Origin of the sequence: Streptomyces viridosporus T7A, assembly GCF_008704515.1 — a bacterium.
GTDB classification, from domain to species: domain Bacteria; phylum Actinomycetota; class Actinomycetes; order Streptomycetales; family Streptomycetaceae; genus Streptomyces; species Streptomyces viridosporus.
This window is the reverse complement of record NZ_CP023700.1, coordinates 7254335-7280536: the sequence shown is the minus strand read 5'-3', so window position 1 is coordinate 7280536 and position 26202 is coordinate 7254335. Positions and strand designations below refer to the sequence as shown.

Here is a 26202-nt window from a genome sequence, read left to right as displayed (position 1 = left end):
GAACAGCATCCCTTCCTGCAGCGGGGACAGCGGAAGAACGTCCTCAATGTTGCCGGTGCGCTTGTTCATCAGGAGTTCTCCCAGTCGTCCAGGTCGAGCTCGAGCTCGAGTTCGTCGAGTTCGTCTTGTGTGATGGTTGTGTCGGTGACGTCGGTGGGGGTGAGTCCGCCGGCGCCGGGGTCGGTGGTGTGCCGGGCGATGCCGGTCAGCGCCTCGGCCCACAGGCCGGCCAGCTCCCGCACCGCCTCGCCGTCCAGCAGCCGGGACGCCCACGACCAGGTGGCCCGCAGCACCAGACCACCGGCCCGGTCCTGCTGCGCCACCGCGTTGACCTCCAGCACATGCCCCAGCGGCGTCCGCCCGCACTGCCCGGCCACCCCCGCGGCCAGCACCCCCCAATCAACCCCACCGCCGGCGCCGGTGGTGGTGGGCTCCTCGCCCGTGGCGGTCGTGAACCGGCCCAGATAGTTGAACCCGATCTGGGGCGGGAGCTGCCCGCGCAGCGCCGCGGCGGTCTCCGGGTTGAGGTAGCGCAGCATGCCGAACCCGCTCCCGCGCCCCGGGGTGGCCCGCAGCTGCTCCTTCACCCGCTTGATCGCCCGCCCGACCACCGGACCCGCCGGCGTCACCTCCCGCCACGCCGCGGGACCGGCGTCCACCCGCGACCGGATACATCGAGGTGAACCAGCCCACCGTGCGCGACAGATCCGCCCCCGCCAGCAGCTCCTCGTCCCGGCCGTGGCTCTCCAGGTCCAGCACCCAGCCGCCCCACCGCCCCGGGCGTCCCGGGCGGCCCCGTCCCCGCGGGCCCACCGCGACAGGGCCAGCGCCAGAGCGGTCAGCAGCACGTCGTCGACGCCCCGGCGATGAACAGCCCCGCGGCCCGGGTCAGCACCACCGCGACACCTCCGCGGGCAGCGCCACCGCATACGACCCCGCGGTCCCGTGCGTGTCCCGCACCGGGTCGAGGTCGCCGTCGGCCACCGCGTCCGCTCCGCCAGCACCGACCCGCCACCACGGCAGCTCCGCCACCCGCTCGGGCGTCCGCGCCTGCCGCGCCACCTCCGCCGACCACCGCCCGCACCGACGTCCCCACCGGCGCCAGCACCACCCCGGGCCCTCGGCACCGGCCTCGGCCGGTCTCGGGGCCGGCGGCCGGTCACCGCCCGGTTCCCAGGTCCGGGCAGCAGCACCCGCCACGACACCCCGTCCACCACCAGGTGATGCGCCCACGATCACCAGCGCCCCCCACTCCGCCGGCCCCCGGTCCAGCCACACCAGCCGCACCACCACCCCGGCCACCGGATCCAGCGCCTCCCGCCCCGCACCGCCTCCCGCCCACCAGCGCCCGCCAGGCCCCCTCCCCCGCACACCCCCCGCATCCACCCGCACCAGGCACCCCCCGGCCCGCACCTCGCCGGCCGGCAGCACCTCCACCCCACCGGCACAGCCGCCGCGTCCACCACCCGCAACCGCAGACCGTCATGGTGCTCCAGCACCGCCCGCCACCCGGCACGCAGCGCCGCCTCGCTCAGCCCGGCCGGCGTCCGCACCACCTGCGACTGGTTGAACCCCCGCCACTCACCGCCCCGCTCCGCCAGCCACGACACGATCGGCAGCCCCGCGAACACCCCCACCGGCTCATCCACCCCACCGGCCCCACGGCCACGCTCCTCACCCGACCAGTCCGCCACCCCCACCAGCCCCGCCACGCTCTGCTGCTCGAACACGTCCCGCACCGACAGCACCACCCCCGCCCGACGCGCCCGCGACACCAACTGGATCGACAGAATGCTGTCCCCACCCAGCTCGAAGAACCCGTCGTCGATGCCCACCGACGCCACACCCAGCACCTCGGCGAACAGCCCGCACAACAACTCCTCCCGCGCATCCCGCGGCCCCCGGAACACCTCACCGCCCCGCTCCCACTCCGGAACCGGCAACGCCCGGCGATCCACCTTCCCGTTCACCGTCAACGGCAGCGCCTCCAGCACCACCACCGCCGCCGGCACCATGTACTCCGGCAACCACTCCCGCAGGTACGGGTCGAGGTGCGCCAGTGACGACTTCACGTCCCGGGCGCTCATCGGGTCGTTCGCGTGCCGCGTTTCGGGGAGGAGGGTGTCGGGCACGTAGGCGTCCGGGAAGTGCCTGCCGTGGTCGGCGGGTTGGCAGAGGACGTCGACGTGTCCCTCGTCGCTTCCCGCCGACCAGGTGAGCGCGGTCACGAGACCGTGCTGCTCGCCCAGCGCGGCAAGCGCCTCCACGTCCACTCCGTGCCGGCCGGCCCGCGCCGCGGTGAGGACGTCGGCCACCGTGTCGGCCGGCTTCGCCTGCTCGACGGCGAGCCGCAGGCTCTGGTCCGGAGCCATCCGGTCACCGGGTACCCCACGGATCCGCAGCCTGGTTCCCTCCCGCGCGGCTTCCTTCAGCAGCGTGCCGGCGGTGTCCAGGTCCTTGACGTCCTCGCCCCACTCCAGGCTCCGCGGTTCACCGCCGGCTCCACGGCGCGCGTGTGCAGGACGGCGTCGTAGCGGTACCGGCTCAGCTCGTTGTGGTAGGCACCCCGTTTGACGCGTACGTCCGCGAAACCGACGCGGGGATCGCGCCGCGCCCAGGCGGCGAAGTAGTCCGGGTCCAGCTGGAGTTCGTTGTCGAACACCGCCGCGCGGTCGATCACCGGGCGCAGCGCCGACACCGGTACGTCGCTGTCGGCCTGGGCGACCTGCACAGCGGTGTGGAACAGCGTTCCGAGACGGTAGTTCCGGACGTCGCCGATGAGGATCGCGCCGCCGGGGCCAGCAGGTCGAGTGCCTTGTCGAGGACCGCCGACAGGTAGGCCTCGCTCGGGAAGTACTGCACCACGGAGTTGACGACGATCGTGTCGAAGAAGCCGCCGGGCAGTCCGGACACGTCGTCGGCGGCCTGCACGCGCAGGGTCACCCGCTCGGACAGTCCCGGCACCTGCTTGACTTCGCCGGAGAGCCGGGTGATCGCCGGTTCGGAGAAGTCCGTGCCCCAGTAGCTGTCGCACTCCGGTGCGATCTGCGACAGGAGCAGGCCGCTGCCGACGCCGATCTCGAGCACCCGGCGCGGCTCCAGTTCGAGGATGCGGTCGACCGTCGCCCGGCGCCACTGCTCCATCTCCTCGACCGGGATCACGTCGCCGTCGTAGCTGGAGTGCCAGCCGCGGAAGTCCCTGCCGAACTCCGGTGATTCCAGCTCCGGCCGGTACAGGTCCTCGTAGACGGAGTGCCAGTCGCCGACGACCTCGCCCGAGGCGGACTCGTCGACCTCGACGTGCCGCGCCGGTACGACGTAGGACACCAGCCGGCGGTCGCCCGGCCGGTCCTCCCGGACGACGGCGGCGGCGTGGGCCACGGCGGGATGGCGTGCCAGAACGGCCTCGACCTCGCCGAGTTCGATGCGGAAGCCGCGGAGCTTGATCTGGTCGTCGGCACGGCCGAGGAACTCGATCACTCCGTCCCGCGTCCACCGCACGAGGTCTCCCGTGCGGTACATGCGCGCGCCCGCGCCGCCGAACGGGTCGGCGACGAACCGCTGCGCGCTCAGCCCCGGCCGCCTGAAGTAGCCGCGTGCCACGCCGCTGCCCGCGATGTACAGCTCACCGCCCACGCCGGGCGGAACCGGCCGCAGCCGGTCGTCGAGGACGTACACGGCCATGTTCGCCAGCGGGCGCCCGATGGGCACGCTCGCTCCCAGCGGACGGTCGGCGTCGATCTCGTGGCTGAGGGCGAAGGTGGTGGTCTCCGTGGGACCGTATCCGTTGACCACGGTGATTTCCGGGCAGGCGGCCCGTACTCGTTCCACCGCTGCCGGCGACACCACGTCGCCGCCGGTCCACACCCGTTGCACGCCGGTCAGTGCCGTCGGCTGTTCCTCCGCCACCACGCGGAAGAGGCCGGCGGTCAGCCACAGTCCGGTCACCGCGTGCCGGTCGACCACCTCGGCCAGCACCGCCACGTCCACGTCGCCGGGAGGCGCGAACACGACCTGTCCGCCGCGGAGCAGGGGGACCCACATCTCGTAGGTCGAGGCGTCGAAGGCCATCGGCGAGTGGGCGAGCACCCGGTCCTGGCCGGTCTCCCACCGGGGTCCAGGGCCAGGGCCAGGACGTCCCGGTGCGTGACCGCGACGCCCTTCGGTGTGCCGGAGGACCCCGACGTGTACATCACGTAGGCGAGCCGGGCGCCGCACGGTGCGGCTGCGGCCGGGGTGCCGGGAGCCGTCTCCGCGGCGGCGTCGGCCGGCTCCCGGCGCAGGGCCCGGCCCGGTTCGAGGACCGGCACGCCCCACGCCTGAGCGGCGTCGGCGTACGCGTCGTCCACGACGGCCAGTACGGCCGACACGTCGCCGACCACGTGCCGGATCCGCTCGACGGGATCGGAGGGGCGGACCGGTACGTAGGAGCCGCCCGCCTTGAGGACGGCCAGCAGGACGACCGGCACGTGCACGCCGCGGTCCATCGCCACGACCACCGGCGACTCGGCTCCCACGCCGTGCTCGGCGAGGTCGCGGGCGAGCCGGTCGGACAGTTCGTGCACGCGGGCGTAGGTGAGCTGCTCGTCGCCGCACGTGACCGCCACGGCGTCGGGTGTCCGCCGCACGCGTGCCTCGAACGCCTGCGGCAGCGAGACGTCGGGCAGGGGGACGGCGGTGTCGTTCCACGTCGTCAGCGTGCGGGTGCGCTGTTCGGCGTCCAGGATCTCGACGTCGTCGACGCGTACGTCGGGTCGGGCGACGATCTGCTCCAGCACGCGGAGCAGGCCCGCGGTGAATCCGTCCGCCGTCTCCCGGTCGAAGACGTCGGAGCTGTACTCCAGAACGCACTGGAAGCCGGGGGTGGCGCTGTCGCCCTTGCCTTCGACGAAGAAGAACGCGAGGTCGAACTTGGAACTCGTCGTCTCGATCTCGGTGGGCGCGACCCGGACTCCGGGGAAGTCGGCCAGGGCGGCCTCGGCCATGGCCTGGTCGGTGTTCTGGAAGGCGATCAGCGTCTGGAACAGCGGGTGGCGCGCCAGCGACCGGCTCGGGTTGAGCACCTCGACCAGCCGCTCGAAGGGAAGGTCCTGGTGGGCGTAGGCGGACAGGTCGGTCTCCCGGACCCGGGCCAGCAGCTCGGGGAAGGTCGGGTTCCCGGTCAGGTCGGTGCGCAGGACGAGCGTGTTGACGAAGAACCCGACGAGGTCGTTGAGCGCGTCGTCGGTGCGGCCGGCGATGGGCGAGCCGAGGGGATGTCGGTGCCGGCTCCCAGTCTCGACAGCAGGGTCGCCACGGCGGCGTGCATCACCATGAAGGTGCTGCATCCGTGCTCCCTGGCCAGCTCGGCCAGCCCGGCGTGGATCTCCCCGGGGATCGTGAACGGCACCCGTCGGCCCTCGTACGAGGCGGTCGCGCGGCGGGGCCGGTCGAAGGGCAGGGCGAGTTCCTCGGGGAGGTCGGCGAGCTTCTCCGTCCAGTAGGCGAGCTGCCCGGAGACCACGCTGTCCGGGTCCTCCTCCGAGCCCAGGGCCTCTCGCTGCCACAGGGCGTAGTCCGCGTACTGGACCGGCAGTTCCAGCCATGCGGGGGCGCGGCCCTCCAGACGGGCGCCGTACGCGGTGGCCATGTCGCGTGCGATGGGCCCGAGCGACCATCCGTCCCCGGCGATGTGGTGCAGCATGACCTGCAGGACCCAGTCGGTGCCCTCGGGGTCGAGACGGAACAGCCAGCCGCGGATCGGGATCTCGGTGGCGAGGTCGAAGCAGTGCTGCGCGACGCGGGCGACCTCCCGGGCCACCTGGTCCTCGTCGACGTCCACGACCTCGAGCACGGGGGTGACCCGGTCGGCGTCGAGCACGACCTGGCTGGTGCCGTCGTCACCGTCGGCGAAGACGGTGCGCAGGCTCTCGTGCCGGACCACCACGTCGCGGAACGCGGCCCGCAACGCCTCCACGTCCAGTTCACCGTGCAGACGCACGCCGAGCGGGATGTTGTAGGTGGGGCTCGGTCCTTCGAGCTTGTGCAGGAACCACAGCCGCTGCTGGGCGAACGAGACCGGTACGTGCTCGGGACGTGGCTCGGCCCTGTGCAGCGCGGTGCGCGCGTCGGCCATCGAGTCGAGGAGAGAACTCAGTCCCGCGACGGTCGGCGACTCGAACAGGTCGCGGATCGCCACCTCGACACCGAGGACCGAACGGATCCGGCTCACGAGCCGGGTCGCCAGCAGCGAGTGGCCGCCGAGTTCGAAGAATCCGTCGTCGATGCCGACCTCGTCGACGCCGAGGACCTGGGCGAACAGCGCGCACAGGATCTCCTCCCGGGGCCCGCGGGGACGCCGGCCCCCGGCAGCCGACTGCTCCGAGGAGGGCGCCGGCAGCGCCCGCCGGTCGAGCTTGCCGTTCGCCGTCAGCGGCAGCCGCTCCAGCGTGACCTGCGCCGCCGGCACCATGTACCCCGGCAGGAAACCCCCCAGCCACTCCCGCAGCCCCGGCACCCCCGCATGCCCCGCACCCGGCACCACATACGCCACCAGCCGCCGGTCACCGGGCCGGTCCTCCCGCACCGTCACCGCCGCCTGCGCCACCGCGGGATGCCGCAGCAGCGCCGACTCCACCTCACCGACCTCGATCCGGTACCCGCGGACCTTCACCTGACCATCCGCACGCCCCACGAAGACCAGCTCACCGTCGCGGGTCCAGCGCACCACATCGCCCGAGCGGTACATCCGCCCGCCCACCGCGAACGGATCCGCCACGAACCGGCCCGCCGTCAGCCCGGCCCGCGCCCAGTACCCGCGCGCCACCCCGCTGCCGGCCACATACAACTCCCCCGCCACCCCCGGCGCCACCGGACGCAACCCCGCGTCCAGCACATACAGCCGCAGGTCCGGGATCCGCTCCCCGATCACACTGCCCGCCGCCCCCGCGGCCAGCACCGGATCCAGCTCCCGATAGGTGACGTGCACCGTCGTCTCGGTGATCCCGTACATGTTCACCAGCACCGGAGCATCCGGCGCATGCCGCCGGTACCAGCCCTCCAGCCGGCCCGGATCCAACGGCTCCCCGCCGAAGACGACCCGCCGCAGCACCAGCCCCTCCCCCAGCCGGGGATGCTCCGCATCGGCCTGCATCAGCTGATAGAACGCCGACGGCGTCTGGCTGAGCACCGTCACCCGCTCCCGCACCAAGAGCCGCAGCAACGCCTCCGGCGACGTCCGCTCCTCCGGCGAGACCACCACCAGCCGGCCCCCGTGCAGCAGCGCCCCGCCGATCTCCCACACCGAGAAGTCGAACGCATAGGAGTGGAAGAGCGTCCACACATCCTCCCGGCCGAACCCGAACCAGCCCTCGGTCGCCGCGAACAGACGCACCACACTGCGGTGCTCCACCACCACCCCCTTGGGCCGCCCCGTCGACCCCGAGGTGTAGATCATGTACGCCGCGTGCCCCGGCAGCAGCCGCCCCCGACGCTCACCGTCCGACACATCCCCCGCACCCGCCGCCGCACACGCCCGCACCGTCTCCGCACCGTCCAGCACCAGCACCGGAACATCCGCCGGCAGCATTCCCGCCAGCGCGCGCGTGGTCACCGTGACCGCCGGCGCCGCATCACCCAGCACGTAGCCGATCCGCTCCGCCGGATACTCCGGATCCACCGGCACATACGCGCCGCCGGCCTTCCACACCGCCAGCAGCGCCACCACCAGCTCCACCGACCGCGGCAGCACCACCCCCACGAAGCAGTCCGGACCCACGCCGCGCTCCACCAGCACCCGCGCCAGCCGGTTCGCCCGCGCATTCAGCTCCGCATACGTCAGCGTCTCCACGCCGTCCGAAACCGCCACCGCGTCCGGCACCGCCCGGGCCTGCGCCTCCACCAGCACCGGCAGCACACCCGAACCCGCGTCCACCACCGGCGAGTTCCAGTCCACCACCATCTGACGCCGCCGCTCGGGAACCACCACCTCCAGCGCCGACAACGCAACCCGCGGATCCTCCGCCACCTGCCCCAGCAGCAGTCGCAGACCGGCAACCAACTCCTCCGCCGTGCCACGGTCGAAGAGGTCGGTGGCGTAGTCGAGGCGGCCGGAGATTCCGGCTGTGGTGCCGGTGTCGTCGGAGCGTTCGGTCAGGGTGAACGCCAGGTCGGTCTTGGCCGTCTCCGTCGCCGTCGCGTACGGCGACACCGTGAGGGGGCCGGCCGTGCCGGCCGCGTTCACCGCGTCCTGCGGGTCCTGGTGGTTGTAGGTGAGGAGGGTCTGGAAGAGGGGGTGGCGGGAGAGCGAGCGGGCGGGGTTGAGGGCCTCGACGAGCTGCTCGAAGGGCACGTCCTGGTGGGCGTAGGCGGCCAGGTCGGTCTCCCGGACCCGGGCCAGCAGCTCGGCGAAGGACGGGTTCCCGGTCAGGTCGGTGCGCAGCACCAGGGTGTTGACGAAGAAGCCGACCAGGTCGCTGAGGCCGTCGTCCAGGCGGCCGGCGATGGGCGAGCCGATGGGGATGTCGTGGCCGGCGCCGAACCGCGACAGCAGCGCGGCCAGCGCGGCGTGCGCCACCATGAACATGCTGCACCCGTGGGCCCGGGCCAGCTGCCGGAGCCCGCCGTGCACCTCCGCCGGGATCTCGAAGGACACCCGCGCGCCGCGGTGGGAGGCCACCGCGGGACGGGGCCGGTCCACCGGCAGGGCCAGCTCCTCGGGCAGGTCCGCCAGCTGCCGGCGCCAGTACTCCAGCTGCCCGGCCAGCACCCCGCCGGCGTCGTCGGCCGTGCCGAGCACCTCGCGCTGCCACAGCGCGTAGTCGGCGTACTGCACCGCCAGCGCCTCCCACCCGGGGGCACGGCCCCGCGCCCGCGCGCCGTAGGCGCGGGTCAGGTCCCGCGCCAGCGGCGCCAGCGACCACCCGTCGGCGGCGATGTGGTGCACCACCAGCACCAGCACCCACTCGTCCGGGGCGAGCCGGAACAGCCAGCCCCGCACCGGGATCTCACCCGCCAGGTCGAAGGCGTACCGGGCCGCCTCCGCCAGCTCCGCGTCCAGCCGGCCCGGCTCGATCTCCCTCACCACCAGCTCCGGTGCCGCGCTGTCGAGAATGACCTGACAGGCACCGGTGCCGGTGTCGGTGCCGGTGTCGGTGTCGGTGTCGGTGTCGGTGTCGGTGAAGACGGTGCGCAGGCTCTCGTGCCGGGCCACCACGTCGGCCAGGGCCGCCCGCAGCGCGGGGACGTCCAGGGCGCCGGTCAGGCGCAGCGGCAGGGGAATGTTGTAGGTCGGGCTCGGGCCCTCCAGCTTGTGCAGGAACCACAGCCGCTGCTGGGCGTAGGAGACCGGCAGCCGCTCCGGGCGCTCCCGCGCGGTCAGCGCCGGGCGGGCCAGGCCCGCCCGGCCGTCCAGGACCCGCACCAGCCCGGCCGGCGTGGCGTGCTCGAACACGTCGCGCACCGCGATCTCCGCCCCGAGCACGGAACGGATCCGCGACACCAGCCGCGTGGCCAGCAGCGAGTGCCCGCCCAGCGCGAAGAACCCGTCGTCGATGCCGACCGAGGCCACGCCCAGGACCTCGGCGAACAGCCCGCACACCAGCTCCTCGCGCGGGCCCCGCGGCGCCCGCGACGCCCCGCGCCCGCCGTCCCAGTCCGGCGCCGGCAGCGCCCGCCGGTCCACCTTCCCGTTCGGCGTCAGCGGCAGCTCCCGAAGCACCACCACCGCCGCCGGCACCATGTACTCCGGCAGCCACTCCCGCACCTGCGCCAGCAGCTCACGCTCCGACACACCGGCCGAGGCATCCCCGACCACGTAGGCGACCAGGCGCTGGTCGCCGGGCCGGTCCTCGCGCACCACGGCCACCGCCTGCGCCACCCCGGCACACCGGGCCAGCACCGCCTCCACCTCGCCCAGCTCGATCCGGAAACCCCGCAGCTTGACCTGGTCATCGACCCGGCCGACGTACACCAGGTCCCCGTCCCGGGTCCAGCGGGCCAGGTCCCCGGTGCGGTACATCCGCGCCCCCGCCCCCCCGAACGGATCGGCCACGAACCGCTGCGCGCTCAGCCCGGGCCGGCCCAGATACCCGCGCGCCACCCCCGCACCGGCGATGTACAGCTCCCCCGCCACCCCCGGCGCCACCGGACGCAACCCCGCATCCAGCACATACACCCGCGTGTTCGCCACCGGACCGCCCACCGGCACGACCGACCCCGGCCCGTCCGCCGCCAGCCGATGACACGTCGACCACACCGTCGTCTCCGTCGGCCCGTACATGTTCACCGCCGACGCACACGACCGCACCAGCCCCCCGGCCACCTCCGCCGGCAACGCCTCACCACCGACCAGCGCCCGCACCCCGGACAGCGCCCCCGCCCCGGCCTCCGCCAGCACACCACGCCACCACGCCGGCGTCGCCTGCACCACCGAGACCCGCTCGCCCGCCAGCAGCCCGCACACCGCCACCGGATCCCGCGACACCTCCTGCGACGCCAGCACCACCACACCACCGCTCACCAGCGGCAGGAACAACTCCAGCCCGGCGATGTCGAAACCCACCGTCGTGACGGCAAGCAGCCGCTCCCCCGCCCCGACCCCCACCACGGGACCCATGGCCACCACGAAGTTCTCGAACGCACCCCGCGACACCACCACGCCCTTGGGCCGCCCCGTCGACCCCGACGTATAGATCACATACGCCGCCCCCGTCCCCGGCACCCCCACCACAAGATCAGCGGAGTCCCGCCGGGCACACGCCTCCACCGTGCCCGCGTCATCCAGCACCAGCACCGGAAGACCCGCCGGCAGCATTCCCGCCAGCGCACGCGTGGTCACCGTGACCGCCGGCGCCGCATCACCCAGCACATAGCCGATCCGCTCCGCCGGATACTCCGGATCCACCGGCACATACGCGCCCCCGGCCTTCCACACCGCCAGCAGCGCCACCACCAGCTCCACCGACCGCGGCAGCACCACCCCCACGAACGACTCCGCGCCCACACCGCGCTCCACCAGCACCCGGGCCAGCCGGTTCGCCCGCGCATTCAGCTCCGCATAGCTGACCTCCGCGTCCCCGCACACCAGGGCGAGCGCGTCCGGGGTCTCCCCCACCCACCGCTCGAACCAGTCCACCAACGACCCCGGCCCCACCGGCACACCCGAGTCGTTCCAGTCCCGCGTGATCCGCTCCACCTCACCCACCGACAGCACATCGATGCTGGAAAGCGGCCGATCCGGGTTCAGCAGAACCTGCCGGAAAACATTCTCCAGACCGGAAACGAGACAACCCACCGTCTCGGGATCGAACAGGTCAGTGGAATACTCCACACTTCCACGAATGACGGCCCCACCCTCCCGAGACGTCTCCACCTCAGTGAGCTCGAACGTCAGGTCGAAGCGAGACGTGGAGTCCCGGAATTCCACCGGTCGGACGTGAAGATTCCCCGCCTCAAGCTGTGCATGGCGGTCTTGCTGGTTGTTGTAGGTGAGGAGGGTCTGGAAGAGGGGGTGGCGGGAGAGGGAGCGGGCGGGGTTGAGGGCCTCGACGAGCTGCTCGAAGGGCACGTCCTGGTGGGCGTAGGCGGCCAGGTCGGTCTCCCGGACCCGGGCCAGCAGCTCGGCGAAGGACGGGTTCCCGGTCAGGTCGGTGCGCAGCACCAGGGTGTTGACGAAGAAGCCGACCAGGTCGCTGAGGCCGTCGTCCAGGCGCCCGGCGATGGGCGAGCCGATGGGGATGTCGTGGCCGGCGCCGAACCGCGACAGCAGCGCGGCCAGCGCGGCGTGCGCCACCATGAACATGCTGCACCCGTGGGCCCGGGCCAGCTGCCGGAGCCCGCCGTGCACCTCCGCCGGGATCTCGAAGGACACCCGCGCGCCGCGGTGGGAGGCCACCGCGGGACGGGGCCGGTCCACCGGCAGGGCCAGCTCCTCGGGCAGGTCCGCCAGCTGCCGGCGCCAGTACTCCAGCTGCCCGGCCAGCACCCCGCCGGCGTCGTCGGCCGTGCCGAGCACCTCGCGCTGCCACAGCGCGTAGTCGGCGTACTGCACCGCCAGCGCCTCCCACCCGGGGGCACGGCCCCGCGCCCGCGCGCCGTAGGCGCGGGTCAGGTCCCGCGCCAGCGGCGCCAGCGACCACCCGTCGGCGGCGATGTGGTGCACCACCAGCACCAGCACCCACTCGTCCGGGGCGAGCCGGAACAGCCAGCCCCGCACCGGGATCTCACCCGCCAGGTCGAAGGCGTACCGGGCCGCCTCCGCCAGCTCCGCGTCCAGCCGGCCCGGCTCGATCTCCCTCACCACCAGCTCCGGTGCCGCGCTGTCGAGAATGACCTGACAGGCACCGGTGCCGGTGTCGGTGTCGGTGCCGGTGTCGGTGTCGGTGTCGGTGTCGGTGAAGACGGTGCGCAGGCTCTCGTGCCGGGCCACCACGTCGCCCAGGGCCGCCCGCAGCGCGGGGACGTCCAGGGCGCCGGTCAGGCGCAGCGGCAGGGGAATGTTGTAGGTCGGGCTCGGGCCCTCCAGCTTGTGCAGGAACCACAGCCGCTGCTGGGCGTAGGAGACCGGCAGCCGCTCCGGGCGCTCCCGCGCGGTCAGCGCCGGGCGGGCCAGGCCCGCCCGGCCGTCCAGGACCCGCACCAGCCCGGCCGGCGTGGCATGCTCGAACACCTCCCGCACCGCGATCTCCGCCCCGAGCACGGAACGGATCCGCGACACCAGCCGCGTGGCCAGCAGCGAGTGCCCGCCCAGCGCGAAGAACCCGTCGTCGATGCCGACCGAGGCCACGCCCAGGACCTCGGCGAACAGCCCGCACACCAGCTCCTCGCGCGGGCCCCGCGGCGCCCGCGACGCCCCGCGCCCGCCGTCCCAGTCCGGCGCCGGCAGCGCCCGCCGGTCCACCTTCCCGTTCGGCGTCAGCGGCAGCGCCTCCAGCACCACCACCGCCGCCGGCACCATGTACTCCGGCAGCCACTCCCGCGCGTGTGCGAGGATCTCGCGCTCGGTGCAGTCGCCGCCGCTCACCACGTAGGCGACCAGGCGCTGGTCGCCGGGCCGGTCCTCGCGCACCACGGCCACCGCCTGCGCCACCCCGGCACACCGGGCCAGCACCGCCTCCACCTCGCCCAGCTCGATCCGGAAACCCCGCAGCTTGACCTGGTCATCGACCCGGCCGACGTACACCAGGTCCCCGTCCCGGGTCCAGCGGGCCAGGTCCCCGGTGCGGTACATCCGCGTCCCCGCCCCCCCGAACGGATCGGCCACGAACCGCTGCGCGCTCAGCCCGGGCCGGCCCAGATACCCGCGCGCCACCCCCGCACCGGCGATGTACAGCTCCCCCGCCACCCCCGGCGGCACCGGACGCAACCCCGCATCCAGCACATACACCCGCGCATGCGGGAACGGACGCCCGATCGGCACCGCACCCGACCCGACGGCCTCCCCCGCCTCCACCACGAAGTCACAGCAGTTCACGGTCCCCTCCGTGGGACCGTACGCATTGACCACCCGCACCCCGGGATGCTCGGCCCGCCACCGCTCCAGCACCGGCCCCCGCAACGCCTCCCCACCCGTCACCAGCGTGCCCGACGGCCACACCCCCCCGGCCGGACCCGACCCCAACGACAGATGACTCGGCGTCACCTTCGCGATCGACACACCCCCCGCAGCCACCACCGCGGCAGGCACCCGCACCTCCGACGCCCACTCCGCCAGCCACACACACCCCCCACACACCAGCGGCGCGAACAACCCCGTCACCGTCAGGTCGAACGCCACCGACGTCCCGACCAGCGACACCCCCGCCATGTCCGCATACGCCCCCGCCGCATAACCCACATACGCAGCCACACTCGACCGCGACACCACCACCCCCTTCGGCCGCCCCGTCGACCCCGACGTATAGATCACATACGCCGCCCCCGCCCCCGGCACCCCCACCACAAGATCAGCGGAGTCCCGCCGGGCACACTCCTCCACCGTGCCCGCGTCATCCACCACCAGCACCGACAGACCCGCCGGCAGCGCCCCCGCCAGCGCACGCGTGGTCACCGTGACCGCCGGCGCCGCGTCGGCCAGCACATAGCCGATCCGCTCCGCCGGATACTCCGGATCCACCGGCACATACGCGCCGCCGGCCTTCCACACCGCCAGCAGCGCCACCACCAGCTCCACCGACCGCGGCAGCACCACCCCCACGAAGCAGTCCGGGCCCACGCCGCGTTCCACCAGCACCCGGGCCAGCCGGTTCGCCCGCGCGTTCAGCTCCGCATACGTGACCTCCGCGTCCCCGCACACCACCGCCACCGCGTCCGGCGTCTCCCCCGCCTGCCGCACGAAACGATCGACCAGGAACCCGTCCACCACCGGCACCGCCCCGGTGTCGTTCCACCCCTGCGTGATCCGCTCGACCTCGTGTTCAGTGAGCGTGGCAAGGGCGTGAACAGGCTGCTCGGGGTTGTCGGCCACCTGACACAGCAGCAGTTGCAGTGCGGACACCAACCGCGCCGCCGTGTCGTGGTCGAAGAGGTCGGTGGCGTAGTCGAGGCGGCCGGAGATTCCGGCTGTGGTGCCGGTGTCGTCGGAGCGTTCGGTCAGGGTGAACGCCAGGTCGGTCTTGGCCGTCTCCGTCGCCGTCGCGTACGGCGACACCGTGAGGGGGCCGGCCGTGCCGGCCGCGTTCACCGCGTCCTGCGGGTCCTGGTGGTTGTAGGTGAGGAGGGTCTGGAAGAGGGGGTGGCGGGAGAGGGAACGGGCGGGGTTGAGGGCCTCGACGAGCTGTTCGAAGGGCACGTCCTGGTGGGCGTAGGCGGCCAGGTCGGTCTCCCGGACCCGGGCCAGCAGCTCGGCGAAGGACGGGTTCCCGGTCAGGTCGGTGCGCAGCACCAGGGTGTTGACGAAGAAGCCGACCAGGTCGCTGAGGCCGTCGTCCAGACGCCCGGCGATGGGCGAGCCGATGGGGATGTCGTGGCCGGCGCCGAACCGCGACAGCAGCGCGGCCAGCGCGGCCTGGGTGAGCATGAACATGCTGCACCCGTGGGCCCGGGCCACCTGCTGGAGCTTCCGGTGGGTGTCGGCGGGGATGTCGAAGGACACCCGCGCGCCGTGGTGGGAGGCCACCGCGGGGCGGGGCCGGTCGACGGGCAGGGCCAGCTCCTCGGGCAGGTCCGCCAGCTGCCGGCGCCAGTACTCCAGCTGCCCGGCCAGCACGCTGCCGGCGTCGTCGGCCGTGCCGAGCACCTCGCGCTGCCACAGCGCGTAGTCGGCGTACTGCACCGCCAGCGCCTCCCAGCCCGGGGCACGGCCCTGCACCCGCGCGCCGTAGGCGCGGGTCAGGTCCCGCGCCAGCGGCGCCAGCGACCACCCGTCGGCGGCGATGTGGTGCACCACCAGCACCAGCACCCACTCCGCCTCCGCCCCAGCCTCCGTCTCCGCCAGGCGGAACAGCCAGCCCCGCACCGGGATCTCACCCGCCAGGTCGAAGGCGTACCGGGCCGCCTCCGCCAGCTCCGCGTCCAGCCGGCCCGGCTCGATCTCCCTCACCACCAGCTCCGGCGTGGCCGTCTCCAGGATGACCTGGCAGGCGCCGTCCTCGGTGTCGGTGAAGACGGTGCGCAGGCTCTCGTGCCGGGCCACCACGTCGCCCAGGGCCGCCCGCAGCGCGGCGGTGTCCAGGGCGCCGGTCAGACGCAGCGGCAGGGGAATGTTGTAGGTCGGGCTCGGGCCCTCCAGCTTGTGCAGGAACCACAGCCGCTGCTGGGCGAAGGAGACCGGCAGCCGCTCCGGACGCTCCCGCGCGGTCAGCGCCGGACGGGCCAGGCCCGCCCGGCCGTCCAGGACCCGCACCAGCCCGGCCGGCGTGGCATGCTCGAACACCTCCCGCACCGCCACCTCCGCCCCGAGCACGGAACGGATCCGGGACACCAGCCGCGTGGCCAGCAGCGAGTGCCCGCCCAGCGCGAAGAACCCGTCGTCGATCCCCACCGAGGCCACGCCCAGGACCTCGGCGAACAGCCCGCACACCAGCTCCTCGCGCGGGCCCCGCGGCGCCCGCGACGCCCCGCGCCCGCCGTCCCAGTCCGGCGCCGGCAGCGCCCGCCGGTCCACCTTCCCGTTCGGCGTCAGCGGCAGCTCCCGAAGCACCACCACCGCCGCCGGCACCATGTACTCCGGCAGCCACTCCCGCACCTGCGCCAGCAGCTCACGCTCCGACACACCGGCCGAGGCATCCCCGACCACGTAGGCGACCAGGCGCTGGTCGCCGGGCCGGTCCTCGCGCACCACGGCCACCGCCTGCGCCACCCCGGCACACCGGGCCAGCACCGCCTCCACCTCGCCCAGCTCGATCCGGAAACCCCGCAGCTTGACCTGGTCATCGACCCGGCCGACGTACACCAGGTCCCCGTCCCGGGTCCAGCGGGCCAGGTCCCCGGTGCGGTACATCCGCGCCCCCGCCCCCCCGAACGGATCGGCCACGAACCGCTGCGCGCTCAGCCCGGGCCGGCCCAGATACCCGCGCGCCACCCCCGCACCGGCGATGTACAGCTCCCCCGCCACCCCCGGCGCCACCGGACGCAACCCCGCATCCAGCACATACACCCGCGTGTTCGCCACCGGACCGCCCACCGGCACGACCGACCCCGGCCCGTCCGCCGCCAGCCGATGACACGTCGACCACACCGTCGTCTCCGTCGGCCCGTACATGTTCACCGCCGACGCACACGACCGCACCAGCCCCCCGGCCACCTCCGCCGGCAACGCCTCACCACCGACCAGCGCCCGCACCCCGGACAGCGCCCCCGCCCCGGCCTCCGCCAGCACACCACGCCACCACGCCGGCGTCGCCTGCACCACCGAGACCCGCTCGCCCGCCAGCAGCCCGCACACCGCCACCGGATCCCGCGACACCTCCTGCGACGCCAGCACCACCACACCACCGCTCACCAGCGGCAGGAACAACTCCAGCCCGGCGATGTCGAAACCCACCGTCGTGACGGCAAGCAGCCGCTCCCCCGCCCCGACCCCCACCACGGGACCCATGGCCACCACGAAGTTCTCGAACGCACCCCGCGACACCACCACGCCCTTGGGCCGCCCCGTCGACCCCGACGTATAGATCACATACGCCGCCCCCGTCCCCGGCACCCCCACCACAAGATCAGCGGAGTCCCGCCGGGCACACGCCTCCACCGTGCCCGCGTCATCCAGCACCAGCACCGGAAGACCCGCCGGCAGCACCCCGGCCAGCGCACGCGTGGTCACCGTGACCGCCGGCGCCGCATCACCCAGCACATAGCCGATCCGCTCCGCCGGATACTCCGGATCCACCGGCACATACGCGCCCCCGGCCTTCCACACCGCCAGCAGCGCCACCACCAGCTCCACCGACCGCGGCAGCACCACCCCCACGAACGACTCCGCGCCCACACCGCGCTCCACCAGCACCCGCGCCAGCCGGTTCGCCCGCGCATTCAGCTCCGCATACGTCAGCGTCTCGACACCGTCCGAAACCGCCGCCGCATCCGGAGCCGACCCCACCTGCTCGGCGAACCAGTCCACCAGCGACCCCGGCCCCACCGGCACACCCGAGTCGTTCCAGTCCCGCGTGATCCGCTCCAGCTCACCCACCGACAGCACGTCGATGCTGGAAAGCGGCCGATCCGGGTTCAGCAGAACCTGCCGGAAAACATTCTCCAGACCGGAAACGAGGTAACCCACCGTCTCGGGATCGAACAGATCAGTGGAATACTCCACACTTCCACGAATGACGGACCCATCATCCCGGGACGTCTCCGTCAGCGAAAACGCCAGGTCCACTCTCGACGTGATGACATCGAATTCCGCGCCGGTTATCTGAATACCGGGCACCGACAACTCGGACGATCCATCGTTGCTGTTGTAGGTGAGGAGGGTCTGGAAGAGGGGGTGGCGGGAGAGGGAGCGGGCGGGGTTGAGGGCCTCGACGAGCTGTTCGAAGGGCACGTCCTGGTGGGCGTAGGCGGCCAGGTCGGTCTCCCGGACCCGGGCCAGCAGCTCGGCGAAGGACGGGTCGCCGGTCAGGTCGGTGCGCAGCACCAGGGTGTTGACGAAGAAGCCGACCAGGTCGGTGAGGCCGTCGTCCAGGCGGCCGGCGATGGGCGAGCCGATGGGGATGTCGTGGCCGGCGCCGAACCGCGACAGCAGCGCGGCCAGCGCGGCCTGGGTGAGCATGAACATGCTGCACCCGTGGGCCCGGGCCAGCTGCCGGAGCCGGCCGTGCACCTCCGCCGGGATCTCGAAGGACACCCGCGCGCCGTGGTGGGAGGCCACCGCGGGGCGGGGCCGGTCGACGGGCAGGGCCAGCTCCTCGGGCAGGTCCGCCAGCTGCCGGCGCCAGTACTCCAGCTGCCCGGCCAGCACGCTGCCCGCGTCGTCGGCCGTGCCGAGCACCTCGCGCTGCCACAGCGCGTAGTCGGCGTACTGCACCGCCAGCGCCTCCCAGCCCGGGGCACGGCCCCGCGCCCGCGCGCCGTAGGCGCGGGTCAGGTCCCGCGCCAGCGGCGCCAGCGACCACCCGTCGGCGGCGATGTGGTGCACCACCAGCACCAGCACCCACTCCGCCTCCGCCCCAGCCTCCGTCTCCGCCAGGCGGAACAGCCAGCCCCGCACCGGGATCTCACCCGCGAGATCGAACGCATAGGCCCCGGCCCGGGCCAGCGCGGCCGGCAACTCCTCCTCGGCGACCTCCTCCACCACCAGCTCCGGCACCGCGCTGTCCAGGATGACCTGGCAGGCGCCGTCCTCGGTGTCGGTGAAGACGGTGCGCAGGCTCTCGTGCCGGGCCACCACGTCGCCCAGGGCCGCCCGCAGCGCCGCGGTGTCCAGGGCGCCGGTCAGACGCAGCGGCAGGGGAATGTTGTAGGTCGGGCTCGGGCCCTCCAGCTTGTGCAGGAACCACAGCCGCTGCTGGGCGAAGGAGACCGGCAGCCGCTCCGGGCGCTCCCGCGCGGTCAGCGCCGGGCGGGCCAGGCCCGCCCGGCCGTCCAGGACCCGCACCAGCCCGGCCGGCGTGGCATGCTCGAACACCTCGCGCACCGCCACCTCCGCCCCGAGCACGGAACGGATCCGGGACACCAGCCGCGTGGCCAGCAGCGAGTGCCCGCCCAGCGCGAAGAACCCGTCGTCGATGCCGACCGAGGCCACGCCCAGGACCTCGGCGAACAGCCCGCACACCAGCTCCTCGCGCGGGCCCCGCGGCGCCCGCGACGCCCCGCGCCCGCCGTCCCAGTCCGGCGCCGGCAGCGCCCGCCGGTCCACCTTCCCGTTCGGCGTCAGCGGCAGCTCCCGAAGCACCACCACCGCCGCCGGCACCATGTACTCCGGCAGCCACTCCCGCACCTGCGCCAGCAGCTCACGCTCCGACACACCGGCCGAGGCATCCCCGACCACGTAGGCGACCAGGCGCTGGTCGCCGGGCCGGTCCTCGCGCACCACGGCCACCGCCTGCGCCACCCCGGCACACCGGGCCAGCACCGCCTCCACCTCGCCCAGCTCGATCCGGAAACCCCGCAGCTTGACCTGGTCATCCGCGCGCCCCACGAAGACCAGGTCCCCGTCCCGGGTCCAGCGGGCCAGGTCCCCGGTGCGGTACATCCGCGCCCCCGCCCCCCCGAACGGGTCCGCCACGAACCGCTGCGCGCTCAGCCCCGGCCGGCCCAGATACCCGCGCGCCACCCCCGCACCGGCGATATACAGCTCCCCCGCCACCCCCGGCGCCACCGGACGCAACCCCGCATCCAGCACATACACCCGCGTGTTCGCCACCGGACCGCCCACCGGCACGACCGACCCCGGCCCGTCCGCCGCCAGCCGATGACACGTCGACCACACCGTCGTCTCCGTCGGCCCGTACATGTTCACCGCCGACGCACACGACCGCACCAGCCCCCCGGCCACCTCCGCCGGCAACGCCTCACCACCGACCAGCGCCCGCACCCCGGACAGCGCCCCCGCCCCGGCCTCCGCCAGCACACCACGCCACCACGCCGGTGTCGCCTGCACCACCGAGACCCGCTCGCCCGCCAGCAGCCCGCACACCGCCACCGGATCCCGCGACACCTCCTGCGACGCCAGCACCACCACACCACCGCTCACCAGCGGCAGGAACAACTCCAGCCCGGCGATGTCGAAACCCACCGTCGTGACGGCAAGCAGCCGCTCCCCCGCCCCGACCCCCACCACGGGACCCATGGCCACCACGAAGTTCTCGAACGCACCCCGCGACACCACCACGCCCTTGGGCCGCCCCGTCGACCCCGACGTATAGATCACATACGCCGCCCCCGCCCCCGGCACCCCCACCGCAAGATCAGCGGAGTCCCGCCGGGCACACGCCTCCACCGTGCCCGCGTCATCCAGCACCAGGCACGGAACATCCCCGGGCAGCACCCCGGCCAGCGCACGCGTGGTCACCGTGACCGCCGGCGCCGCATCACCCAGCACATAGCCGATCCGCTCCGCCGGATACTCCGGATCCACCGGCACATACGCGCCCCCGGCCTTCCACACCGCCAGCAGCGCCACCACCAGCTCCACCGACCGCGGCAGCACCACCCCCACAAAGCACTCCGGGCCCACACCGCGCTCCACCAGCACCCGCGCCAGCCGGTTCGCCCGCGCATTCAGCTCCGCATAGCTGACCTCCGCGTCCCCGCACACCAGGGCGAGCGCCTCGGGAGTCTCCCCCACCCACCGCTCGAACCAGTCCACCAACGACCCCGGCCCCACCGGCACACCCGAGTCGTTCCAGTCCCGCGTGATCCGCTCCACCTCACCCACCGACAACACGTCGAGGGTGCCGACGGGACGATCGGGCGTGGTGCACACCTGGCGCAGCACCCGGACCAGCCGGTCCAGTGAGGAACTGGCTTCCTCCTCGGTGATGACATCGGGCTGATAGCCGAGCCTCAGTGCCAGTTCTTCGCGCGGGGCGACGATAAGGCTCATCGGGTAATGCGTGGCGTCCTCCGCTTGGGCGTTCGCCACGCGGAATCCCTGTTGTGCGGCATTGTCGGTGACGCTCTTGCTGTCCACGGGGTAGTTCTCGAACACGACCGCCGTATCGAAGAGTTCACCGTGCCCGGCCCAGCGCTGGATGTCGGCGAGGCCGACGTACTGGTGCTCGACGAGCCGGGACTGCTCCTCCTGGACCCGGCCGATCAGGGAGCGCAGCGATTCCGCGGCTTCCATCCTGATCCGGCTCGGCACGGTGTTGATGAACAGCCCGACCATCGTCTCCACACCGGCCAGGTCGGCGGGGCGACCGGAGACGATGTTGCCGAAGGCCACATCGGTGCGGCCGGTCATCGCCGACAGCACCACAGCCCATCCGACCTGGACGATCGTGTTCAGGGTGACGCCCCACTCCCGCGCGCACCGGTTGAGTGCCGCCGTCGTCTCCCGGTCCAGGCCGGCGAAGACCTGCTCGGGGACCACGGTCGTGCGGTTCCGCTCGGACACGAGCAGGGTGGGCTCGGTGAAGTCCTGCAGGGCCTGGCGCCAGACGCCCTCGGACTCGGCCCGGTCGCGGGCGGACAGCCAGCGCAGGTAGTCGCGGTACGGGCGCACCCGGGGCAGTCCCCGGTCGTCGCCGCCCTGCCGGTACAGCGCCAGCAGCTCGCCCAGCAGCACCGGCAGCGACCAGCCGTCCCAGAGGATGTGGTGGTTGGTCATCACGAACCGGAACCGGCCCTCGGCCAGGCGGATCAGCAGGAACCGCACCAGGGGCGGGCGCCGCAGGTCGAAGCGCGCCCACCGGTCCGCCTCGACGAGCTTCGCGGCGGCCGCCTCGACGTCGTCGGCGCCCGAGACGTCCTCGTCGCGCCACGGCACCGTCACCGACCGCGCCACGACCTGCGACCACTCGCCCGACTTCCGCTGGACGAACGCGGCCCGCAGGTTCGCGTGCCGGCGCAGCAGAGTCTCCGCGGTCGCGTGCAGCCGGTCCCGGTCGACCTCGCCCTCGAGGTCGAACACCATCTGTGCGGTGTAGACGTCGGGGCCGGCATTGTCGTAGACGCTGTGGAACAGCATCCCTTCCTGCAGCGGGGACAGCGGAAGAACGTCCTCAATGTTGCCGGTGCGCTTGTTCATCAGGAGTTCTCCCAGTCGTCCAGGTCGAGCTCGAGCTCGAGTTCGTCGAGTTCGTCTTGTGTGATGGTTGTGTCGGTGACGTCGGTGGGGGTGAGTCCGCCGGCGCCGGGGTCGGTGGTGTGCCGGGCGATGCCGGTCAGCGCCTCGGCCCACAGGCCGGCCAGCTCCCGCACCGCCTCGCCGTCCAGCAGCCGGGACGCCCACGACCAGGTGGCCCGCAGCACCAGACCACCGGCCCGGTCCTGCTGCGCCACCGCGTTGACCTCCAGCACATGCCCCAGCGGCGTCCGCCCGCACTGCCCGGCCACCCCCGCGGCCAGCACCCCCCAATCAACCCCACCGCCGGCGCCGGTGGTGGTGGGCTCCTCGCCCGTGGCGGTCGTGAACCGGCCCAGATAGTTGAACCCGATCTGGGGCGGGAGCTGCCCGCGCAGCGCCGCGGCGGTCTCCGGGTTGAGGTAGCGCAGCATGCCGAACCCGCTCCCGCGCCCCGGGGTGGCCCGCAGCTGCTCCTTCACCCGCTTGATCGCCGCCCCGACCACCGGACCGCCGGCGGTCACCTCCCGCCACGCCGCGGGACCGGCGTCCACCCGGACCGGATACATCGAGGTGAACCAGCCCACCGTGCGCGACAGATCCGCCCCCGCCAGCAGCTCCTCGTCCCGGCCGTGGCTCTCCAGGTCCAGCACCCAGCCGCCCCCACCGCCCCGGGCGTCCCGGGCGGCCCCGTCCCCGCGGGCCCACCGCGACAGGGCCAGCGCCAGAGCGGTCAGCAGCACGTCGTCGACGCCCGCGTTGAACAGCCCCGCGGCCCGGGTCAGCACCACCCGCGACACCTCCGCGGGCAGCGCCACCGCATACGACCCCGCGGTCCCGTGCGTGTCCCGCACCGGGTCGAGGTCGCCGTCGGCCACCGCGGTCCGCTCCGCCAGCACCGACCGCCACCACGGCAGCTCCGCCACCCGCTCGGGCGTCCGCGCCTGCCGCGCCACCTCCGCCGACCACCGCCGCACCGACGTCCCCACCGGCGCCAGCACCACCCCGGCCTCGGCACCGGCCTCGGCGGTCTCGGCGGCGGCGGCGGTCACCGCCTCGGCCAGGTCCGGCAGCAGCACCCGCCACGACACCCCGTCCACCACCAGGTGATGCGCCACGATCACCAGCGCCCCCCACTCCGCCGGCCCCCGGTCCAGCCACACCAGCCGCACCACCACCCCGGCCACCGGATCCAGCGCCTCCCGCGCCCGCACCGCCTCCCGCTCCACCAGCGCCCGCCAGGCCCCCTCCCCCGCACACCCCGCCGCATCCACCCGCACCAGGCACCCCCCGGCCCGCACCTCGCCGGCCGGCAGCACCTCCACCCCCACCGGCACAGCCGCCGCGTCCACCACCCGCAACCGCAGACCGTCATGGTGCTCCAGCACCGCCCGCCACCCGGCACGCAGCGCCGCCTCGCTCAGCCCGGCCGGCGTCCGCACCACCTGCGACTGGTTGAACCCCCGCCACTCACCGCCCCGCTCCGCCAGCCACGACACGATCGGCAGCCCCGCGAACACCCCCACCGGCTCATCCACCCCACCGGCCCCACGGCCACGCTCCTCACCCGACCAGTCCGCCACCCCCACCAGCCCCGCCACGCTCTGCTGCTCGAACACGTCCCGCACCGACAGCACCACCCCCGCCCGACGCGCCCGCGACACCAACTGGATCGACAGAATGCTGTCCCCACCCAGCTCGAAGAACCCGTCGTCGATGCCCACCGACGCCACACCCAGCACCTCGGCGAACAGCCCGCACAACAACTCCTCCCGCGCATCCCGCGGCCCCCGGAACACCTCACCGCCCCGCTCCCACTCCGGAACCGGCAACGCCCGGCGATCCACCTTCCCGTTCACCGTCAACGGCAGCGCCTCCAGCACCACCACCGCCGCCGGCACCATGTACTCCGGCAACCACTCCCGCAGGTACGGGTCGAGGTGCGCCAGTGACGACTTCACGTCCCGGGCGCTCATCGGGTCGTTCGCGTGCCGCGTTTCGGGGAGGAGGGTGTCGGGCACGTAGGCGTCCGGGAAGTGCCTGCCGTGGTCGGCGGGTTGGCAGAGGACGTCGACGTGTCCCTCGTCGCTTCCCGCCGACCAGGTGAGCGCGGTCACGAGACCGTGCTGCTCGCCCAGCGCGGCAAGCGCCTCCACGTCCACTCCGTGCCGGCCGGCCCGCGCCGCGGTGAGGACGTCGGCCACCGTGTCGGCCGGCTTCGCCTGCTCGACGGCGAGCCGCAGGCTCTGGTCCGGAGCCATCCGGTCACCGGGTACCCCACGGATCCGCAGCCTGGTTCCCTCCCGCGCGGCTTCCTTCAGCAGCGTGCCGGCGGTGTCCAGGTCCTTGACGTCCTCGCCCCACTCCAGGCTCCGCGGTTCACCCGCCGGCTCCACGGCGCGCGTGTGCAGGACGGCGTCGTAGCGGTACCGGCTCAGCTCGTTGTGGTAGGCACCCCGTTTGACGCGTACGTCCGCGAAACCGACGCGGGGATCGCGCCGCGCCCAGGCGGCGAAGTAGTCCGGGTCCAGCTGGAGTTCGTTGTCGAACACCGCCGCGCGGTCGATCACCGGGCGCAGCGCCGACACCGGTACGTCGCTGTCGGCCTGGGCGACCTGCACAGCGGTGTGGAACAGCGTTCCGAGACGGTAGTTCCGGACGTCGCCGATGAGGATCGCGCCGCCGGGGGCCAGCAGGTCGAGTGCCTTGTCGAGGACCGCCGACAGGTAGGCCTCGCTCGGGAAGTACTGCACCACGGAGTTGACGACGATCGTGTCGAAGAAGCCGCCGGGCAGTCCGGACACGTCGTCGGCGGCCTGCACGCGCAGGGTCACCCGCTCGGACAGTCCCGGCACCTGCTTGACTTCGCCGGAGAGCCGGGTGATCGCCGGTTCGGAGAAGTCCGTGCCCCAGTAGCTGTCGCACTCCGGTGCGATCTGCGACAGGAGCAGGCCGCTGCCGACGCCGATCTCGAGCACCCGGCGCGGCTCCAGTTCGAGGATGCGGTCGACCGTCGCCCGGCGCCACTGCTCCATCTCCTCGACCGGGATCACGTCGCCGTCGTAGCTGGAGTGCCAGCCGCGGAAGTCCCTGCCGAACTCCGGTGATTCCAGCTCCGGCCGGTACAGGTCCTCGTAGACGGAGTGCCAGTCGCCGACGACCTCGCCCGAGGCGGACTCGTCGACCTCGACGTGCCGCGCCGGTACGACGTAGGACACCAGCCGGCGGTCGCCCGGCCGGTCCTCCCGGACGACGGCGGCGGCGTGGGCCACGGCGGGATGGCGTGCCAGAACGGCCTCGACCTCGCCGAGTTCGATGCGGAAGCCGCGGAGCTTGATCTGGTCGTCGGCACGGCCGAGGAACTCGATCACTCCGTCCCGCGTCCACCGCACGAGGTCTCCCGTGCGGTACATGCGCGCGCCCGCGCCGCCGAACGGGTCGGCGACGAACCGCTGCGCGCTCAGCCCCGGCCGCCTGAAGTAGCCGCGTGCCACGCCGCTGCCCGCGATGTACAGCTCACCGCCCACGCCGGGCGGAACCGGCCGCAGCCGGTCGTCGAGGACGTACACGGCCATGTTCGCCAGCGGGCGCCCGATGGGCACGCTCGCTCCCAGCGGACGGTCGGCGTCGATCTCGTGGCTGAGGGCGAAGGTGGTGGTCTCCGTGGGACCGTATCCGTTGACCACGGTGATTTCCGGGCAGGCGGCCCGTACTCGTTCCACCGCTGCCGGCGACACCACGTCGCCGCCGGTCCACACCCGTTGCACGCCGGTCAGTGCCGTCGGCTGTTCCTCCGCCACCACGCGGAAGAGGCCGGCGGTCAGCCACAGTCCGGTCACCGCGTGCCGGTCGACCACCTCGGCCAGCACCGCCACGTCCACGTCGCCGGGAGGCGCGAACACGACCTGTCCGCCGCGGAGCAGGGGGACCCACATCTCGTAGGTCGAGGCGTCGAAGGCCATCGGCGAGTGGGCGAGCACCCGGTCCTGGCCGGTCTCCCACCGGGGGTCCAGGGCCAGGGCCAGGACGTCCCGGTGCGTGACCGCGACGCCCTTCGGTGT

At 73.4% G+C, this 26202-nt stretch carries 7 protein-coding genes and 2 pseudogenes (1 of these 9 running past the window's edge); all 9 read right to left on the bottom strand.

Annotated elements, in window-relative coordinates; translation table 11 throughout:
* Window positions 1–68: 68 nt before the first annotated feature.
* Window positions 69–659, bottom strand: coding sequence for a hypothetical protein (locus tag CP969_RS33020; RefSeq protein ID WP_191093707.1), 591 nt, complete (start codon window positions 657–659; stop codon window positions 69–71).
* Between the two features lie 229 nt (window positions 660–888).
* Window positions 889–1062, bottom strand: a complete 174-nt coding sequence (locus CP969_RS33375; protein ID WP_191093706.1) for a hypothetical protein — start codon at window positions 1060–1062, stop codon at window positions 889–891.
* A gap of 173 nt (window positions 1063–1235) precedes the next feature.
* On the bottom strand, window positions 1236–2372 hold the full coding sequence (locus tag CP969_RS33015; RefSeq protein WP_150475001.1) for a phosphopantetheine-binding protein: 1137 nt from the start codon (window positions 2370–2372) through the stop codon (window positions 1236–1238).
* 56 nt (window positions 2373–2428) lie between these two features.
* Window positions 2429–2731 carry a hypothetical protein gene (locus tag CP969_RS33010; RefSeq protein ID WP_150475000.1) on the bottom strand — a complete coding sequence of 101 codons (303 nt, stop codon included), beginning with the start codon at window positions 2729–2731 and terminating at the stop codon, window positions 2429–2431.
* Window positions 2677–3327 carry a class I SAM-dependent methyltransferase gene (locus tag CP969_RS34785; protein WP_451636904.1) on the bottom strand — a complete coding sequence of 217 codons (651 nt, stop codon included), beginning with the start codon at window positions 3325–3327 and terminating at the stop codon, window positions 2677–2679. Before CP969_RS34785 ends, CP969_RS33010 begins: the two co-directional genes overlap by 55 nt.
* Window positions 3307–4778: pseudogene (locus tag CP969_RS34780) on the bottom strand (amino acid adenylation domain-containing protein); the annotation flags it as partial. The pseudogene CP969_RS34780 and the gene CP969_RS34785, both read right to left, overlap by 21 nt.
* A pseudogene (locus CP969_RS34775) lies at window positions 4767–5240 on the bottom strand (condensation domain-containing protein); the annotation flags it as partial. The pseudogenes CP969_RS34775 and CP969_RS34780, both read right to left, overlap by 12 nt.
* The gene (locus CP969_RS32995; RefSeq protein ID WP_150474997.1) at window positions 5162–22105 is read right to left on the bottom strand and encodes a non-ribosomal peptide synthetase; all 16944 of its coding nucleotides are present in this window, start codon (window positions 22103–22105) and stop codon (window positions 5162–5164) included. The gene CP969_RS32995 and the pseudogene CP969_RS34775, both read right to left, overlap by 79 nt.
* Window positions 22105–26202 carry the 3' end of a non-ribosomal peptide synthetase gene (locus tag CP969_RS32990; RefSeq protein WP_150474996.1) on the bottom strand. Its footprint extends 8277 nt past the window's final position, so only the last 4098 of its 12375 coding nucleotides appear in the window; the start codon falls outside the window, past its right edge; it ends in the stop codon at window positions 22105–22107. The genes CP969_RS32995 and CP969_RS32990 overlap by 1 nt, the downstream gene beginning before the upstream one ends.

Bases quoted from the DNA above. Each gene is read 5' to 3' on its own strand.
- CP969_RS33015 (WP_150475001.1), bottom strand. From the start codon at position 2,372: ATGGCTCCGGACCAGAGCCTGCGGCTCGCCGTCGAGCAGGCGAAGCCG.
- CP969_RS32995 (WP_150474997.1), bottom strand. From the start codon at position 22,105: ATGAACAAGCGCACCGGCAACATTGAGGACGTTCTTCCGCTGTCCCCG.